This is a genomic window from Thermotoga caldifontis AZM44c09 (genome assembly GCF_000828655.1).
Taxonomy (GTDB): Bacteria; Thermotogota; Thermotogae; order Thermotogales; family DSM-5069; genus Pseudothermotoga_A; species Pseudothermotoga_A caldifontis.
The window spans coordinates 848,666-866,079 of the sequence record NZ_AP014509.1; the positions used below are offsets into that span (position 1 = coordinate 848,666).

The 17,414-nt window shown below is 50.8% G+C and carries 15 protein-coding genes; 5 read left to right on the top strand and 10 right to left on the bottom strand.

Features of this window, described 5'->3' with window-relative positions; translation table 11 throughout:
• The first annotated feature begins 64 nt into the window (after positions 1–64).
• From murD to murC, 4 genes are read left to right on the top strand one after another with little or no spacing between them, the layout of a single operon-like run.
• Positions 65–1,348: a UDP-N-acetylmuramoyl-L-alanine--D-glutamate ligase gene (gene murD / locus TSP01S_RS04260; protein WP_231848605.1), complete on the top strand. Its 1,284-nt coding sequence runs from the start codon at positions 65–67 to the stop codon at positions 1,346–1,348.
• Positions 1,348–2,430 (top strand): FtsW/RodA/SpoVE family cell cycle protein, encoded by a 1,083-nt coding sequence (locus TSP01S_RS04265; RefSeq protein ID WP_052463495.1) that lies wholly within the window; start codon positions 1,348–1,350, stop codon positions 2,428–2,430. Before murD ends, TSP01S_RS04265 begins: the two co-directional genes overlap by 1 nt.
• Positions 2,427–3,446, top strand: a complete 1,020-nt coding sequence (locus TSP01S_RS04270; RefSeq protein WP_041076769.1) for a UDP-N-acetylglucosamine--N-acetylmuramyl-(pentapeptide) pyrophosphoryl-undecaprenol N-acetylglucosamine transferase — start codon at positions 2,427–2,429, stop codon at positions 3,444–3,446. The genes TSP01S_RS04265 and TSP01S_RS04270 overlap by 4 nt, the downstream gene beginning before the upstream one ends.
• The gene (murC, locus tag TSP01S_RS04275; RefSeq protein WP_041076770.1) at positions 3,443–4,774 is read left to right on the top strand and encodes a UDP-N-acetylmuramate--L-alanine ligase; all 1,332 of its coding nucleotides are present in this window, start codon (positions 3,443–3,445) and stop codon (positions 4,772–4,774) included. Before TSP01S_RS04270 ends, murC begins: the two co-directional genes overlap by 4 nt.
• Here murC and TSP01S_RS04280 read toward each other — a convergent pair.
• From TSP01S_RS04280 to TSP01S_RS04325, 10 genes are all read right to left on the bottom strand, one after another.
• Positions 4,763–6,298: an ABC transporter permease gene (locus TSP01S_RS04280; protein WP_052463496.1), complete on the bottom strand. Its 1,536-nt coding sequence runs from the start codon at positions 6,296–6,298 to the stop codon at positions 4,763–4,765. The genes murC and TSP01S_RS04280 overlap by 12 nt on opposite strands.
• Before the next feature lie 13 nt (positions 6,299–6,311).
• Complete coding sequence (locus TSP01S_RS04285; RefSeq protein WP_041076772.1) at positions 6,312–7,277, bottom strand: ABC transporter permease; 966 nt, start codon at positions 7,275–7,277, stop codon at positions 6,312–6,314.
• A 45-nt stretch (positions 7,278–7,322) separates the two neighbouring features.
• Positions 7,323–9,086, bottom strand: a complete 1,764-nt coding sequence (locus TSP01S_RS04290) for an ABC transporter substrate-binding protein (protein ID WP_041076774.1) — start codon at positions 9,084–9,086, stop codon at positions 7,323–7,325.
• 12 nt (positions 9,087–9,098) lie between these two features.
• On the bottom strand, positions 9,099–10,085 hold the full coding sequence (locus tag TSP01S_RS04295; protein WP_041076776.1) for an ABC transporter ATP-binding protein: 987 nt from the start codon (positions 10,083–10,085) through the stop codon (positions 9,099–9,101).
• A 1-nt stretch (position 10,086) separates the two neighbouring features.
• Positions 10,087–11,061: an ABC transporter ATP-binding protein gene (locus TSP01S_RS04300; protein ID WP_041076778.1), complete on the bottom strand. Its 975-nt coding sequence runs from the start codon at positions 11,059–11,061 to the stop codon at positions 10,087–10,089.
• Positions 11,062–11,616: a hypothetical protein gene (locus tag TSP01S_RS04305; protein WP_041076780.1), complete on the bottom strand. Its 555-nt coding sequence runs from the start codon at positions 11,614–11,616 to the stop codon at positions 11,062–11,064.
• Between the two features lie 6 nt (positions 11,617–11,622).
• Positions 11,623–13,590, bottom strand: coding sequence for a methyl-accepting chemotaxis protein (locus TSP01S_RS04310; RefSeq protein WP_041076782.1), 1,968 nt, complete (start codon positions 13,588–13,590; stop codon positions 11,623–11,625).
• Between the two features lie 12 nt (positions 13,591–13,602).
• The gene (locus TSP01S_RS04315; protein WP_041076783.1) at positions 13,603–14,229 is read right to left on the bottom strand and encodes a ComF family protein; all 627 of its coding nucleotides are present in this window, start codon (positions 14,227–14,229) and stop codon (positions 13,603–13,605) included.
• Positions 14,226–14,840 carry an IMP cyclohydrolase gene (locus TSP01S_RS04320; RefSeq protein WP_041076785.1) on the bottom strand — a complete coding sequence of 205 codons (615 nt, stop codon included), beginning with the start codon at positions 14,838–14,840 and terminating at the stop codon, positions 14,226–14,228. Before TSP01S_RS04320 ends, TSP01S_RS04315 begins: the two co-directional genes overlap by 4 nt.
• A gap of 87 nt (positions 14,841–14,927) precedes the next feature.
• Positions 14,928–16,139, bottom strand: a complete 1,212-nt coding sequence (locus TSP01S_RS04325) for a uracil-xanthine permease family protein (protein WP_041076787.1) — start codon at positions 16,137–16,139, stop codon at positions 14,928–14,930.
• Positions 16,140–16,338: 199 nt separating this feature from the next.
• Here TSP01S_RS04325 and TSP01S_RS04330 point away from each other — a divergent pair, with 199 nt between their 5' ends.
• Entirely contained in the window at positions 16,339–17,391 is a 1,053-nt protein-coding gene (locus TSP01S_RS04330) for a hypothetical protein (RefSeq protein ID WP_052463497.1), read from the top strand.
• The last annotated feature ends 23 nt before the right edge of the window (positions 17,392–17,414 follow it).

Sequence of the window (17,414 nt, forward strand, 5' to 3'; positions counted from 1 at the left end):
TGGGTGTTGCCGTCTCTACGAGTTTCAAACCTTCAGGAAACTGGAAGTATAATTCGGTACGGAGGTGCCTCATCTGCTGTACGCACTGGTCGGCTACGGAATAAGCAACAGAACGCTCTGCAAGTTGTTGAAACGCATGGGCTATGAAGTTTTCGTGAGCGAGACGAGGATTTTGAGTGAGGAAGAAAAGCGTGAACTTTGCGAGATGAACGTGGCGTACGAGGAGAATGGTAACACGGAAAGAATGTTGAGCGCAGAATGGATCGTGGTCAGTCCATCTGTCAGGCCCGACCATCCGATCGTTTCGAAAGCACAGGAAAAGGTCGTCACGGATCTGGATGTGGTGTTGAATTTCCGAAAACCAGCGTTCACTGTAGCGATCACCGGTACGAATGGAAAGACAACCACCTGCAGCATGCTGGCGCACGTGTTGAACAAGCTCGGCAAGAAAGCCACCGTCGCGGGCAACATCGGTAATCCTATCGCGAACGTCTTCGACCAGCAGCTCGATTATCTCATCCTCGAGATCAGCAGTTTTCAGTTGTTTTGGTCAAAAAGCCTGCCTGTAGATGTGGGGATCATTTTGAACATAGAACCGAATCATCTCGACTGGCACCCAAGTTTCGATCATTACGTTCAGAGTAAGCTCAAAATGTTCACGTTCGCTGAGAAAAAGTTCATCGGGGAAGCTTATCTGAAGTTTGTCAAAGATGAGCGGAACGTACACGTCATTTCTGCCGTTCATCCTCTGGACAAAGATAAAGTGATCTTCCGTGGCCGAACTTATCCTCTTAAAAATGACCACGTCATGACCTACCAGAATTTGCAGAACCTCTCTGCCGTGCTCACGGTCATGGATTTTCTCGGGTTTGAACCGAACGAAGTGCTGCGGGCGCTCGAAGATTTTGATCTTCCACCGCACAGAATGCAGCTTGTCGCTGTGATAAATGGCGTGCAATTCGTCAACGATTCAAAATCGACGAGCGCAGCTGCGACGATCGCCGCACTGGGAAACTACGAAGATGGCAAGGTCATACTGATCCTCACCGGAAGGGGCAAGAACGAAAGTTACGATGTGCTCGTTGAAAAGATCAAAAGAAAGGCGAAGCACGTGTTGTTGTTCGGTGAGATTGCACCACTCATGAGTTCACTTTTGAAGACATCGGGTGTACCATGTTCAATCGTGAGCAACATGGAAGAAGCAGTGATTGAAGCTTTCCGAATAGCCAGCCGAGGAGATGTAGTTTTGCTGAGTCCCGCTGCGGCGAGCTTTGATCTGTACAGAAACTATGAAGAACGTGGAGAACATTTCGTTCGGGTGGTACAATCTCTTAAGGAGGGCATTTAGTGCCAAGTCATGCGTTGGCACTTTTGATCATAACGGCTGTTTTGATCGCGGTGGGGTTGGTTGTCATCTCGAGCCTGGAAGTGTCGGCAAAAATGAATCTTTACGGTGGTGTTGCTCGTGAAATCTTTCGTTCGCACGTAACGAAGCTCGTCGTGGGAGTGGTGTTGCTTGTCATCACGAGCTTCGTTGATTACAGATACCACGAGAAATACGCCTGGTTTTACTACGTGCTTGCGATCTTCCTTCTTGTGTTACCCTACGCGTTCCCACCTGTGGCAGGTTCTCGACGCTGGATCCTTCTGGGGAACTTCAGTTTTCAACCTTCTGAATTTGCCAAGTTTGCGTTGATCGTCTGCTGTGGTGCTTACATAAAGAAACATCAGGATCGGATGCGGAGCTTTGTTGATGGCTTTTTGAAGCCTTTTTTGATGGCGATCCCAGTACTGATACTTGTATTTCTTGAGCCGGATCTGAGCAGTTGCATAGTCATAATGCTCGTCGTGATGTTGATGCTCTACTCTCACGGTACCAGGTTGATTTATGTTCTTTCAACGCTGGCTTCGCTCGGGTTTCTTTTCATTGCCGCACAAAAGTTTGGCATTCTCCTGAAGGGTTATCAGATTTCGAGGTTGAAAGCGTTTTTCACAGGAGACCTACCTGATCAAGTCATGCAAGCTGTGCGTGCACTCAAAGAAGGTGGTCTGGTCGGTAAAGGTGTCGGACTCGGCGAAGTGAAGCTCTCTGTGCCGGCTGTTGTTACGGACTTTGTGTTTGCAGCGATAGGTGAAGAACTTGGATTGGTGGGCATAATCGCTGTGGTTCTGCTCTTCTTTTTGCTGGTATGGACGATGCTCAAGCTGGTCGAATCTTCCAGAGATGTGTTCGTGACTTCTTTCGTCTCGGGATTGTCTTTGCTCATAATGGTTCAGGTCCTGGTGAACCTCGGTGTCGTGGCCGGAATGTTTCCAGTCACGGGTGTGACACTACCCTTCATCAGTTACGGTGGAAGCTCTATGGCGGTGATGATGGCGAGTCTTGGAGTTGTGGTCAACATGGCAACCAGTGGGAGTGAAATCGGATGAAGATCTTGGTTGCCGGTGGTGTCACGGGTGGGCATCTTTATCCCGCTCTGGCGATTTTAGAGGAGCTTTCCAAACACACAGAATTGGATGTCGTATACTTCTGTACGTTGACGGGTATCGAAAATAGAATCATCCCTCGAGAACATCCGGAGTATAAGCTCGTGAAGCTGGACGTCTCCGGTTTGGAAAGACCGCTGTTCAATCCGTCCAACGTAAAGAGGGTATTGAAAATCATCAAGAGTAAGAGTATTATTGCATCGGAAGTGAACGGGTCAAATTGCTGTCTTGTGACCGGCGGTTATGTGTCGTACCCGGTCGGTTCTGTTTGCGGAAAGAGAAGAGTACCTCTCTACATTCAGGAACAGAACGTCGTACCAGGAATAGCGAACAGGGCACTCAGCAGATACGCGAGCAAAATATTCGTTGGTTTCGAAGAGACGATCGCTGGCTTTCCCAGGTCTGTGAGAAACAGGATAGTTGTCACTGGCAATCCAATAAGGATCTCAAGTGTGGGACAGAGCCCTTTCGGGGAAGGCTACGTGCTCGTTCTCGGGGGAAGCAGGGGGAGCGATTTCATCAACGCAGTCATGGAGAAGATATACCAGGAGGAGAAACAGTTGAAGTTCGTTCACAGTACGGGCGATCCTGCCTGGACGCAGAGACTTTCAGTTTTCGAAAACGTGCTCGCCGTCGATTACATTTACGACATGGCTTCTGCATGGCGCGGGGCAGTTGCTGCTGTGTGCCGGGCAGGAGCTCTAACGGTGAGCGAATTACTCCACTACGGTGTTCCAGCAGTTCTCATACCCTGGGAAGGAGCGGCTGAAGGTCATCAGGTGCGGAACGCAGAGTACGTTGTGAGGATCAACCGTGGCGTGATCGTTAGAGAAAACGAAGCGAATCCCAGAACAATCATGAAAGCGATCAGGGATGTTCTCGATCTGGGTAAAGTGGCCGAGCGTGAGACGAACCCGGCGAGTACGATAGCGAAAATCATTCTGGAGGAATGCGTATGAGAATCCATTTTGTTGGAATCGGTGGTGTGGGGATGAGTTCTTTGGCCATCCACTGCCACCTTGTGGGTCATGACGTGTATGGTTCAGATATACACAGGAATGAACACATAGAAATCCTTCAGAAGCTGGGTGTGAAGGTCTTTTTGGGACACAGTCGTGAGAACTGGCTCGATCCCGACCTGCTGGTTCACACTCCAGCTGTCAGTTCGAACAATCCAGAACTTTTGAGGGCACGTGAGGAAAAGGTCCGAATCATCACGCGCTTTGATCTACTGAAACAGCTCGTGGAGGGTTCCGTTCAGTTCGCGGTCACCGGCTCGGATGGGAAAACGACTACGACGGCCATGCTCGCACACGTTCTCAAGGCGCTCGGGAAGGACCCAACGGTGTTTCTTGGAGGCATCAACCCGTCGCTCGAATTCGGAAACTACAGGAAAGGGAATGGTCCGTACGTTTATGAACTCGATGAGAGTCAGCCGAGTTTTTCTTCTTTTCACCCGACACACCTCATCATCACCAACGCGAGGAAAGACCATCTGGAAAACTTTCACAGCGACGAATCGTATTATCTGTCGTGTTTCGAAGCCTTGGCACGCTCTGCCCAGAACGTTGTCACCTTTCAACATGACCAGCTGACCTCGCATCTGGGTCACCACACGTTCGGTCTCGATGAAGGAACCTGCACCCTGCTCGACAGAAGGGCTGAACGTTTTGAACAGGTTGCTCGAATCGAGCTGGATGGAAAGGTTTACACCATGAGGCTCAGGGTGCCTGGTCTTCACAACGTTCTGAATGCGATGGCGGTCGTGACCTTGCTCTGGGCCGCTGGCATCGATCCTTTGGATACGATCCAGGCTCTTTCAAGTTTCGTCGGTACGTACAGAAGGTTCACCGTTACGGCCATAGATGAATCGAGGAACATATACGTGGTGGACGATTATGCACACACTCCGGACGAAATCGCGTGGTTGATCAGGACGTCCCGTGAAGTGTTTGCCGGCTTGAGACAGGTGATGATATTCCAGCCACACCGATACACAAGGCTTGCCAGGGAGGACGGAAATTTCGCCAAGGCTTTGATGGAGGCCGATGAGATATACGTTGCAGAGGTGTACAGTGCTTTTGAGCAAGCTCTGCCAAACGTTTCCGCACGGATGATCGTGGATGGCCTGAAAAATTACGGCAAAGACGCGAAGTACTTCTCATCGATCGAGGAGTTGTTGAAACAAATAAAACCCGCACCGAACACGGTGTACCTCTTCGTCGGTGCGGGCGACATAATAGACTATTCTCGAAAGTTCGTCAGGGAAATCGCTTCAACCCAGTGATCTCGGATCCAGCGCGTCTCTGAGCGCGTCCCCAACGAAGTTGAACGCGAGGACCGTTATGAAGATGAACACACCCGGTATGAGCAGCCACGGGGCTTTCGTTATCACGTACACATCCTGCGCTTGTGCGAGCATTAACCCCCATGAGGCCTGTGGTTCTCTTATACCCAGTCCCAGGAAGCTCAGACCAGCTTCGCCAAGTATGTATCCAGGGATTCTCAGTGTTGCGTTGACGATCAGATAAGTCGTCGTGTTCGGTAGCACGTGTCTCGTGAGGACCTTCCAGTTCGACAAACCTATCGCCACGGCCGCTTCGACGAATTCCCTTTCTCTTATAGAGAGCACCAGACCTCTGATGACGCGTGACGTTCCAGCCCAGCCTATGAACGAGAGTATGAAAACGATGAGGATGTAGATCTGCGTGGAGGGCAGATCGAGCGGCAGCACGGCTCTGAGCATGATCATCAGGTAGAAGCCCGGGATCGACATGATGATCTCGGCAAATCTCATGAAGGCTTCATCCACCCATCCGCCGTAATAACCGGATATGCCTCCAAAAACGAGTGCGAAGGCGATCGTTATGGCAACACCTATCAGACCTATGGATAGAGAGATCCTCGAAGCGAAGACTATCCTCGAGAAAACGTCCCTTCCGAACAGATCGGCTCCCATTATGTAAAGCTTCACAAATTGATTGTTGTCGTAGTTGTCCACGCCGAAGAGGTGCAGTCTGGAAGGCACCAACCAGAGGAACTTTCCCGTCCAGCTCTTTACGAACCATTTGACAGGATAAATCTTGTAATCGTAATCCAGCACCTTACCCTTCACCATTTCGAACTTTCCATCGCGCTTGACTATGATACTGTCGAGCTGTTCCGTTACCGCAACGGCTTCGATGTCGTACTCGCTTGTCAGGCCGAACCTGTCTTTGTAAGCCTTGAAGAACATTTCCTGAGCCACAGCGGAAGTTGTTTCGAAGCGAGACACACCTTTGTTCAGAACGTCCTCGTTGTATTTGAACAGGAAATAGTCAGTCGTTGCGGGGCTCTTCTTGACGTCGTACCATTGACCGTTCACCTTGATGCTTTCTGTCCTGTTGACGGAGAATCTGAAGGATTCGACTCCGTCCTTCCCGAGTTCGTACGTGACAACCGTACCGTCTGCTTTCTGAACCACGAGCCTTCTTGGGAACAACATTTCTCTGTACGTTCTTTCATAAGTGATCTTGTCCACGTAGCTCATCGATGGAAGAACGTACGGCTTGACTCTCTGGCCCTTGTAAGTTCTGTAAATCTTCGTCGGGGGAGAGTAAGTGTGCCTCAAAGATTGCTCGATGGGATTGTAGGGAGACAGAAAATCTGCGAAGAGAGCCATGAGGTACAGGATTATCAGTACCACAAGGCCAGCGATACCAAGTCTATGCTTGAGGAACGCCCTCCAGATGAGCTGACCCCTGCTGAGGTACTTTTCTTCGAAATCAACCGTTTTGTTGTTGTTGTTCAACCTATTATTGTTCTGAGCCACCGTCGCTACCTCCTCAAGTCAGACGGACCCTGGGATCCACAAGCGCCAGGAGTATGTCAGCCACAAGGTTACCGATCACAAGAAGGACGGCGCTGATCAGTCCACTCGTTATGACGAGATAGAGGTCTTTCTGTATCAGAGCCTGATATATTAGCCTGCCCATACCCGGCCAGGCGAATATGTTCTCTATGAACAACGATCCTCCAAGGATACCGGAGATGCTGAAACCGAGGAACGTGATCATCGGATTGATCGCGTTTCTCATCGCGTGTTTGAATACCACTATCCTCTCAGGCATCCCTTTGGCGCGGGCGAAAGTCACGTAGTCTTCGTTCAAAACATCCAGCAGAGACCCTCGCATGTATCTCATCAAGCTCGCCATCGAACCGAGCGTCAGAGCAGTTGCAGGCAGAGTCATGTGCCAGAGGAGATCTTTGAACTTCTGCCATGCTGTCATGGTGTTGTGATCGATCGAGATCATCCCACCGATGGGGAACCACCCCGTACGGGCTGCAAGGTACAGCAAAAGGAGTCCCAGGAAGAAAGACGGAACCGCGATGAAGCTGAACGCGAACACGGTGAGTATCTTGTCCGTAAGCGAATACTTTTTCAAAGCGGAAAACGTTCCCAGCGCTATTCCCAAAATCCATGAACCGGCGAGTGAAGTCAACGACAGTGAGAGTGTTGCCGCCACACGCTCCCAGATGAGCTTGGAAACCGGCCTTCTGTAATAGAAGGAATAACCAAAATTACCTCTGATCGCACCGGAAAGCCACTTGAAGTACCTCACCAGTGGATGCTGGTCCAGCCCCAGCTCTTTTTTCATCGCTTCGAGCGTTTCTTTCGACATGGATGGATCGAGCTTGTACTGATCGAGAAAGTCACCCGGAGCAGCCTCCATGATCATGAACACGAGAAAAGAGATGACGATCAGTTCGGGTATGGCTATGACCAATCTCCTCGCGATGTACTTCAGCACAGAGTATCACCTCATCGGGAAAGGGGGGCAGGCGCCCCCCAGAGTTCACTTCTTCCAGTAGATCCAAGGCAGCGTCCAGAGCATTCCACCGAAAGCGGTCGGTTCGATGATGTTCAGGTCAGCCTTGTGTGCGTACAGGTACAGCTGCTGCACGGTGTAGATGAGAGGCAGATGCTCGGAGACGAGTTCCTGGAATCTCGAGAACATCTCGTAGACTTTCTTCTGATCGAGTACTTTGACGTTTTCGGCGAATATTCTGTCGATTTCGAGTTCCCAATCGGGTGCTTCGTAGATCTCAGGCTTGATCTGTTTTCCTGGTGCTGCGTCCGGATGGAAGTTCCAGAAGTGGAGTGTTCCTTTCTGAGCCCAAACGTTCCTTCCACCCTGTGGTTCGTCCGAACCGGTCAACCCTATCACGACCGCTTCCCAGTCGGTGGTGTTGAGCATCTTGTTCACGAGCAGGTTGAAGTCCAGCGGGACGAACGTGACCTTGATGCCCAGCTTTGCGAGCTCATCTCTGATGATGTTGCACATACCTTCGCGGACCGTGTTACCGGCGTTGGTGGACAGAATGAACTCAACCTTGTTGCCCTGTGCGTCTATCAAGTTGCCGTCTTTGTCCCAGCTGAATCCTCCGAGTTGCAGCATCATGCGTGCGTAATCCAGATCGTACGGATATTTTCTCAAAGCATCGTCGTTGTAGAACGGTGAGAGCACAGAGACAGGACCCCACTGTGCAACTCCAAGGCCTGCAAGGAGCGTGTCGATCATCGCTTCTTTGTCCATTGCGTACGCTACAGCCTTTCTGAAGTATTCGTTCCTGAACCATGACCTCTTCACAGGATCGTCGTGGTTCCAGTTGAACGTGATGAACGTGGTTCCATAGGTGGGGCCACCCGTTCCAACGACCCAGTTCTTCTTTTTGGCTTTGGCTTTGATCTCTGGATAGAACTGTGCGGTCACGCCGTAGATGTCGATCTCGCCGTTTTCGAACGCGAGCTTGATCGCGTTGAGATCTGGCAGAATCTTGAAGACGAACTCGTCGAGGTAAGGCAGCTGGTTGCCTTTCGCGTCTTTCTTCCAGTAGTATGGGTTCCTCACAGCCCTGATGTACTGGTCCGGTACGTACTCTACCGGTATGAACGGTCCAAGACCAACCAGCTCTTTGTTGTTGATGGCTTCCACGGTCCATTTTTCGCGGAACGTGCCATCCTTGACCCACTGCTCGGCGATGTGTTTCGGCCAGATGTAGAGTCCGCCTATGTACCTGACGGCCAGGCGGAACGGCTCTTCGTAGATCACTCTGACGGTGTAATCGTCGATCTTTTCAGCCCTCGGGAGCCTTCCTTGCGAATCCTTGATGACGTCCTGAGTGCTGCTGGGAATGTTAGGATTGCAGTAAACGTCGTTCACTGTGAACACGAAATCGTCGGCAGTGAATGGATGTCCATCCGACCACCTGATGCCTTCCCTCAGCCAGAAGGTGACGATCATCTTGCCTTCGTCTGTGAGCTCAACTTCGCAGCGCTTGGCGATGGCCGGATGAAGCCTTGCGTAGTTGTCGAGTTCCACCAGTGTTCCACCGTATCCCATGAACAGTGCGATGACATCGGTCGAGCTGGTTTCTTTCGCAACGGTGTAGTTCATCGTTCTTGGACCACTCAGTGTCGCAACTACGATCCTACCTCCATACTTTCCGGCGGCGTCTGAACCAAGGTACGGTGTTTTTTCATCGAACCAGACGTACTTCTCTGCTGCGAAGATCGCCACGGCTGCAAGCAGTACCGCAACAAGTAAGAACCTCTTCACACTTACACCCCCTCACTTCACCAGGTGGCATGCCACCCAGTGGTTATTTGAGACCTGTATCAGTTGAGGATATTCTTTTTCACAGATTTCGACCTTGAAAGGACACCTCGGGTTGAAGAAGCAACCGCTCGGTCTGTTTATGGGACTCGGTACACCCCCGGTCAGGATGATCCTCTTTCTGGCCCTCTCAACTTTTGGATCGGGTACCGGCGTGGCTGAGAGCAGTGCTTTACTGTAAGGATGGAGGGGCTGTGAGAATATCTCTTCCGAATCACCCATCTCCACTATCCTGCCAAGATACATTATAGCAACTCTATGACTTATGAACCTCACCAGGCCAAGGTTGTGTGATATGAACAAATAGCTGAAATGGAATCTCTCCTGAAAATCCAGGAACATGTTTATGATCTGAGCCTGCACGGAAACATCGAGAGAAGAGGTGGGTTCATCCAACACGAGGAATTCTGGTTGTATCGCTATGGCACGCGCTATGGCTATTCTTTGGCGCTGTCCGCCGCTGAACTGGTGCGGATATCTGTCCAGATGGAACGTTTTCAAGCCGACCATTTCCATCAATTCTTTCGCTTTCTCGTAAGCTTCCTGCTTCGTCTTCACGACTCCATGGAAGAGCATCGGTTCGGTGACGATCTGACCAACTGTCATTCTGGGATTCAGTGAGCTCATGGGATCTTGAAAGACGATCTGCATTCTCCTTCTGAAGGGCAGCAGTTCTCTGTAGCTGAGTTTCGAGATGTCTGTTCCGTCGAAGAAGATCTGTCCTTCGGTCGGATCGATCAGTCTCAGTATGGTGCGGCCCACCGTGGTCTTACCGCATCCAGATTCACCCACCAGGGCAAAGGTTTCGCCTTTTTTGATTTCAAAATCTACACTGTCCACCGCTTTGACATGAGCCACCGTTCTTTTTATGAAGAAGCCCTGTTTTATCGGGAAATACTTCTTCAACCCGACGACTTTAATGAGTACGCTGTTCTCAGCCACGTCACACACCACCCTCGACAGGATTGAAGCATCTCACGCGATGACCGGGTGACACTTCGATCATGTCTGGGATCCGCTTGGAACATTCGTCGATCGATCTCGGACAGCGTGGCAGGAAAGGACAGACTTTGGGTATATCTATCATGCGCGGTGGTTGACCGGGTATCGGTTCGAGCCTTTCGATCTTCTTATCGACCCTTGGGATGCTTCTCAGCAACATGTTCGTGTAAGGATGTACCGGATTGTAGAAGATGTCCTCGGCAGACCCTTCTTCCATCTGTTTTCCACCGTACATGACGATGATGCGGTGCGCCATCGAAGCGATCACGCCGAGGTCGTGTGTGATGAAGATCATGGCCATTTTTAGAGTCTCCTGCAGCTGTCTCATGAGCTCGAGTATCTGGGCCTGTATGGTGACGTCGAGAGCGGTGGTTGGTTCGTCCGCTATGAGTATGCTCGGATTGCAACTGAGTGCTATGGCGATGACGACGCGCTGCCTCATTCCACCGCTGAACTCGAACGGATAAGCCTTCATTCTCTTTTCGGGTTCTGGTATCTGAACGAGTCTGAGCATTTCGACGGCTCTTTTGTAAGCTTCTTCCCTGGAGACCTTTTGATGCTGCATGATCGTTTCCATCAGCTGATCGCCGATGGTGAACAGAGGGTTCAAAGAGGTCATGGGATCCTGGAAAACCATGCTGATTTCTTTACCGCGTATGTTGTACATCTCTTTCTCGTCGAGCTTGAGTATGTCCTGCCCTTTGTAAATGACCTGCCCGCTCACTATCTTTCCCGGGGGTTTTATCAGACGCATGATCGATTTGACCGTGACGCTCTTACCAGAACCAGTTTCACCGACTATGCCGAGCACTTCTTGGGGTCTGAGCTCGAAGCTGACGTCGTCAACTGCGGCAACGATGCCTTCCTCCATGTAGAAGTATGTCGACAGATTTTTGACGGTCAGAATGCTGTCCACTCAGCTCCCTCCCGTTTTTTCGAAGAAAACCTGTTCAGCCCTGGGATCGTAAGTGAATATCTTTTGTCCATCGAAAGTTGCTTCAATCGGTGCGAGTAAAAAGCCGTTTTCAAAATAATCGTTACGCTGACTCAAAATAGATTCTATCATACCAGCCAGCGCATCATCGCCTGCGACCCTCAGTTCAATCTTATGAGTTGAGTCCTGAAAGGCAACTTCGTACGATTTGCTCAGAAATCCTGCAGATGAAGACTTTATGCTCGCCCCAGGAAAGTGAAGCAGGATCAACTCTTCGATCCTCTTGTTGATTCTCTCTTCCCATTCGAGGTGATAGACCATACCTTTGTAAACGACTTGATTCATTCTAACGACCAGATCCGCTTCCCGTGGCTCGGAGAATTCGTACGCTACGCGTCGTTCTTCAAGAATTTTGACCACCACGCTTTTCAAAGGTTCTTCACAGAACAGCTTCAACCTTTGCGTAGAGGTACGAAAGATCACGAGTGCTATGGTAAGAAAGGTCAAAATGACGATTAGAAAGACCTTACCTCTCACCGTCGCTCATACCCTGTACCTCGAGAAGACCTGCCTCAGCTCTTCAAAGACGCTCGTGAGTTCCTGCAAGCTGTTCGACAGGTTTTGAACACGTTCAGACTGTTCCGCAACTCCCTTCGAGAGTTTATCGATATCACTCGAAACTCTGTCAATTTCTTTCACAATCCTCTCGATCGCAGCGTTGATTTCTTCAACCGCCGCGTTCTGTTCCTGACTCACCGCGGCAAGCTCACTCGACATCGTGGCAACTCTTTCTATGTCTTCAACCATACCCGCGATGGTCCTCAAACTTTCACCGATCAGGGCGCTGCTCTCGCTCGTTCTCTTAACGATCTCCTCTTCCTGCTCGAGCATCGTCTGCACCTGTGATCTGATGCTCACTAAAAAGTCTTCTATCTGCTTTGTAGAGGTCCTGCTCTGTTCGGCGAGCTTCCTCACTTCTTCAGCGACCACCGCGAAACCTCTACCTGCTTCTCCAGCCCTCGCGGCCTCGATGGCTGCGTTGAGCGCCAGAAGGTTCGTCTGTTCTGCGATAGAGTAAATTGTACCTATCACTTCTTCGATCTTTCCAGTGAAACTGGCAAGTTCCTGTATGGACCGCCTCACGGAGTGTTGCTGCTGAACCATGGATTCCACAGATTCGATCAGCTTGTTCACAACTTGTTCAACGGCTTTCGATGATTTTCTGAGTTTTTCGAAACTTTCAGACAGTACAAGTGCGTTCTTGGACGTCTGCTCGCTCCCCGAGGCGATCTCCCTCGCACCCATGTCCACTTGATGAACCAGTTGATTGACGTTGCTGACGATCCTGCTCACTTCTTCCGAAATCGCTCTTGCCTCTTCAGACGCGGTTCTCGCTGCAGATGAATCTTTTTCTATTTGTTCACTCAGCAGGTTCATTCTTTCCTCTATCTTTTTGGTGTTCATTATACTGTCTTTCAAGCTCTTCGTCAAGATCGAAAAGGCGTTCGAAAGCTGAGTGATTTCAGCTCCAGCACGCTTGAGCTGTACAGACTGGGAGAGATCACCCTCAGCGACTCTTTGAGCCACGTTTGAAAGGTTCACGATCGGCTGGGTGATAGATCTGGCGAAAAAGATGGCCACGATGACCGCGACTATGGAAACGATGGCCGCCACGCTCGCGTTCATCACGATCGTGTTCTGAAAGACGGCTTCAATCTCTTTCCTTGGAATCGTCAAGCAGAGCGACCAGCCAACGCTGGGAACGTTCGTGATCGCGGCGAGCTTTCTCTCAGACTGGAAGGTGTAATTCACGGTTGTTGTTTCTCTGTTCGCGATCTTTTCCTCGATGATCCTCAGATTCTCGTCCACCTCTCTCAATTTCTTCCCCAGTAGATCCGCGTTCGGGTGTGACAGGACGACAGATTCTCCGTCCACCATGAACGCGTAGCCCTCTTTGCCGTGCTTTATGTTGAGAACGATCTCGTCCAATTCCTTCTGTGGCATGAAGGCAGCGTAGACACCGACGATCTCCTGCGAGTAACTGATCACCGGCACGGAAAAGACGTAGCCCCTCTGGCCCCTGAAAGTCACACTTTGTAAGTAAAGGTTCCCTTTCATCGTTTCTTCGAAAAACTTTTGCTTCGATAAATCCAAATCAGGTTGAACGTCCAGCGTGAACGTTTTTCCATCCGCGCTGATGAGTATTTGCCCTGTGAAACCAAGTTTCTGAAGGTTCTCAGTGTAGGAACGCAGACTCATGTCTATCATGTTCGTGTCGAAGAACAAAAAGAGATTTTCCAGATTCGGGGCTATACCTTGAAGCGTGATGAACCTTTCTTTGAACCAGTTGTCCAGTCTGATCGCTTCCTTTTCCACCTTTTGAAGCATCTCTCCTTCAGCGTAACCGAGGAGCTTTTCTCTGATCATGAGCAGGTTCGTCACCGTAACCGTCAGAACGCCCGCGATCAGAAACACCACCACGAGCAGAACTATGCTGAGTTTCAGCGACATACCTTCACCTCCTCAAGCCCTGGCGATGCAGTAGGCGACGATTTTCTGTGCGCCCGCCTCAAGTAACAGTCTCGCACATTCGTTCATGGTGGCACCCGTGGTGTACACATCGTCTATCAGGGCTATCACGCCTTCTGGCTTTCCCTTCAGTCTGAAAGCACCACGAACGCTCTCTTTCCTCTGCTGTCTCGTTAAGCCTCTCTTCGTCGATGAGGCTGTCGATTCGATCAGGGAAGCGCACTCTAAGTGGATAGATCTGCCGACAATCTTCGCAATCGTTCCCATGGTGTCGTACCCTCTCTCTTCGAGAGCCCTGAAACTGGAGGGAACCCAGGTCAGACGGTCGCAGGGGATTTTGTACCTCTCCATCGTAGCTATCAACATCTTCGCGAGGATTCTGCGCAGTCTCCAGTGGCCTTCGTTCTTGTAGGCTAAGATGGCCTTCCTCAGTTTCGAATCGTACCTACCGTAGAAATGAACCTCGCACCATTTCGTTTTTTCAACCAGTGGTATCGGCCCCTGCAAAAGTTCGTGTTCGCACTCGTCACAGATGACGGAGAACGGTGCTATCGCTCTGCCACACAGAACACAACTGTTTGGAAAGATCGTTCCGAGTAACAGCTCGAGACTCTTCCTCATATCCAATTCCTTTTGAGTTGTTCGGGATCGACCGCGAACAGATCGCACAGGACTCTGATCACGCTCTCGTCGTACTTCTGACAGGTCAGAAAGGCTTTGACACACAGTAACCTACGTTTCTGAAGTTCGACGTCACCGCATCTGTCTATGGATTCTATCACTGCGTCGTAATCTTCCGGATCGCACAGCGTCACAACGTTCCTGTAGTTCTTCGCGGCCGCCCTCAACAGTGCAACACCACCGACGTCTATACTCTTCAGTATTCTTTCTTCATCGAGGCTGTCGTCGAGCTGGAAGGGCCTCAGATTGACCGCAACGAGGTCGAAAGGCTCGATGTTCATTTCTTTCAAAAGTCGAAGATAGTCTTCTTCGAACAAATTCATCAGGACCGCGGCGAATATCTTCGGATGGATCGTTTTCACGTTTCCCTGAAGCATTTCTGAAAAGCCTGTTATCTCACTGATTTCTTTGGCGTTCACTCCGCACGAGCGGAGGTACGCAGCCGTGCCGGAAGTCGCGAAGATCTCAACTTTCCGCTCACTCAAAGCCTTCGCGAATTCGGCGACCCTTCTCTTGTCCCAGACACTGATCAACGCCCTCTTGATGTTCACTGGTGCATCGCCTCCATCAACGTCTAAGGTAAATTCTACAATAAAAAAAGCGGGGACAGGCCCCGCTGTTTGGAATTTGGAAGAGGTTCAGTCTTTCTTTTCCGGGATCAGGAGGTTGGCGATGATCCCAACCATCGCCGCGAGACTGAGACCCTTGAATTCGACGTGTCCAACCTTCAGTGTGGCTCCACCGATACCGACGGTGAGAATCAGGGAGGCTACGAGGAGATTCTTTGGCTTCGAGAAGTCCACCTGTGCGTTGATCAAGGTCCTTATACCCACCGAGGCGATCATTCCGAACAGGATCAAACTGATGCCGCCTATGACAGGGGTTGGAATCGTGCGGAGAACTGCTCCAAATTTGGATAGAAAAGCTACCAGCATCGCCAAGAAGGCCGCACCCCTCAACACTCTCGGATCATAAACCCCCGTGAGCGCGAGTACACCGGTGTTTTCACTGTAAGTCGTGTTTGCAGGACCACCGAGCAAGCCTGCCAGCGAGGTGGCGAGTCCGTCACCGATCAAAGTCCTGTGAAGCCCAGGTTTTTCGAAAAAGTTCCTGCCAACAACGGCTCCATTCGTTGTGATATCACCGATGTGTTCCATCACTGTTGCGATCGATACGGGAGCTATCGTTGCTATGGCCGACCAGCTGAACTTTGGAAGCATGAACTTTGGCACACTCAACCAGCTGCTCTGCTGGATGGGTGAAAGATCGACCAGGCCCAGTGGCAGGGATACAGCGTAACCAGCGAGCACACCGAACAGCACAGGTATCATGCTCCAGAAGCCTTTCAGCAGGACGGAGGTGAGTATGACCGTGACGACGACCACCATCGCCACAAACCAGTTCTGGCTCGCCATCTGGATCGCCACGGGACTGAGGGTTAAGCCTATGACGACGATCATGGGACCGGTCACGACGGGTGGAAACAGCCTGTTAACTTTCTCGATGCCCACCAGCCACACCAGCAATGCGAAGAGCAAGTAGACTAAACCGGCAGCGAATATTCCACCGGTGGCGTAAGCCAGATCATTCATTTGTTCCTTCACCATGATCACAGGTGCGATGAAGGCGAAGCTTGAACCGAGGAACACTGGAACGATACCACCTGTAATGGTATGAAACAGCAGCGTTCCAGCACCCGCCGTGAAGAGTGCGACGAGCGGATCAAGACCGGTCAACAATGGGACGAGTACCGTTGCGCCGAACATGGCTACGAAATGCTGGAGGGAGAGTAAGAAAAACTTGACGCCACGCACTTGCTGGTGGGCCACAGTGAGGGAAGTGTCAACCATGATCTGACCTCCTTTTTGCCCTCGCTGGGGCAAATTAAAGGACCTTCGTGGAGAGTTTATCACCTTTACACAGCTCATGTCAAGTGATCTTACTCGCACGATCCTGAGGGAAGCTGTTGAAGCACCATCAGATTTCTAATGGATTTCTAATGTGTTCACTGTAGGATGTTCGACGAAAAACTTCAAGGGGGGAACAGGGATGATGAAAAAGGTTTATTCAGTGGTGGTTTTGAGCTTCGCGGTATTGTTCTACGCACAGATCACGATCATCGACGACGGCTGGGTCAGATTGAGTGTACTCGACAACAAGTTCGCTCAGTATCCATACCCAACAGACTTCGTCATCGAAATCCTGGCGCTCGATCGCAGTATGCCCGTGGAGGTTTCCTATCTGATGATGGATGGTAGTGGAACACCCGGGCAGCCTTCCACCAACTTCGTCATGAAAGGTTCGAACTTCAATCCTCCCTGGGATGGCAGCTGCTTCTTCAAAACCGAAGTTGGTGGCTGGGCTCAAGCTGAATTTGCCGCGAATCCAAAGTATTTACCTTTACCGCACTATCGGACCTGCCTGCTCTTACTCGCCAGATATGAGAACATCTACGCTGTGTTTCTGAGGGAAAACGACGGACAGGTTGGATACACGCTTCTGAAAGGTGGTTCGTTCAGCAGCTTTGAGATTCCTAAGGTTGCGAGGATCGAGCTTCAGGTCAACGAGTTCGTGGTCACTTCGCTGGGCCAGCCGGTTGAGGTGGGTATGTGGGTTGAAGGCAGATACACCCACGACGAAGTCGGTGGCTGGGCCGCTCCAAGTTACGCTGCGAAGACGAAGAGGTACAGAGTCCCGCACTACGAAATGTTCATGATGATGCTGGGTCGCTACGACAAACTCGCACTGATCATCGGAAAAGAGAACGATGGACGGCTCGGTGTGATCGTGTTCCCAAAATCTACGAGCTGGTCAAACCCGATCGAGGTGCCTGGATTCTGCAGGACCGTGGCCCGGGGAACTCGACTCACCGTTGCGGCCCTGTCAGACAGCCCCGTGGAAATCACCCACTTCGCGTTCGACAACACGTGCTGGCAGTGGGAAGTTGGGGGATGGGCATTGCCCGAATACGCACCGAAGCAGCAAACTTTCACGCTGAAACACTACACACCGGGTTTGATCGTGGTCAACAGGTACCAGACCATGGACCTGTTTGGCTACAACGAGAACGACGGTCAAACGGGAGTCATACAGATCAAATGATCGTTCCTTCAGAGTACCACAGT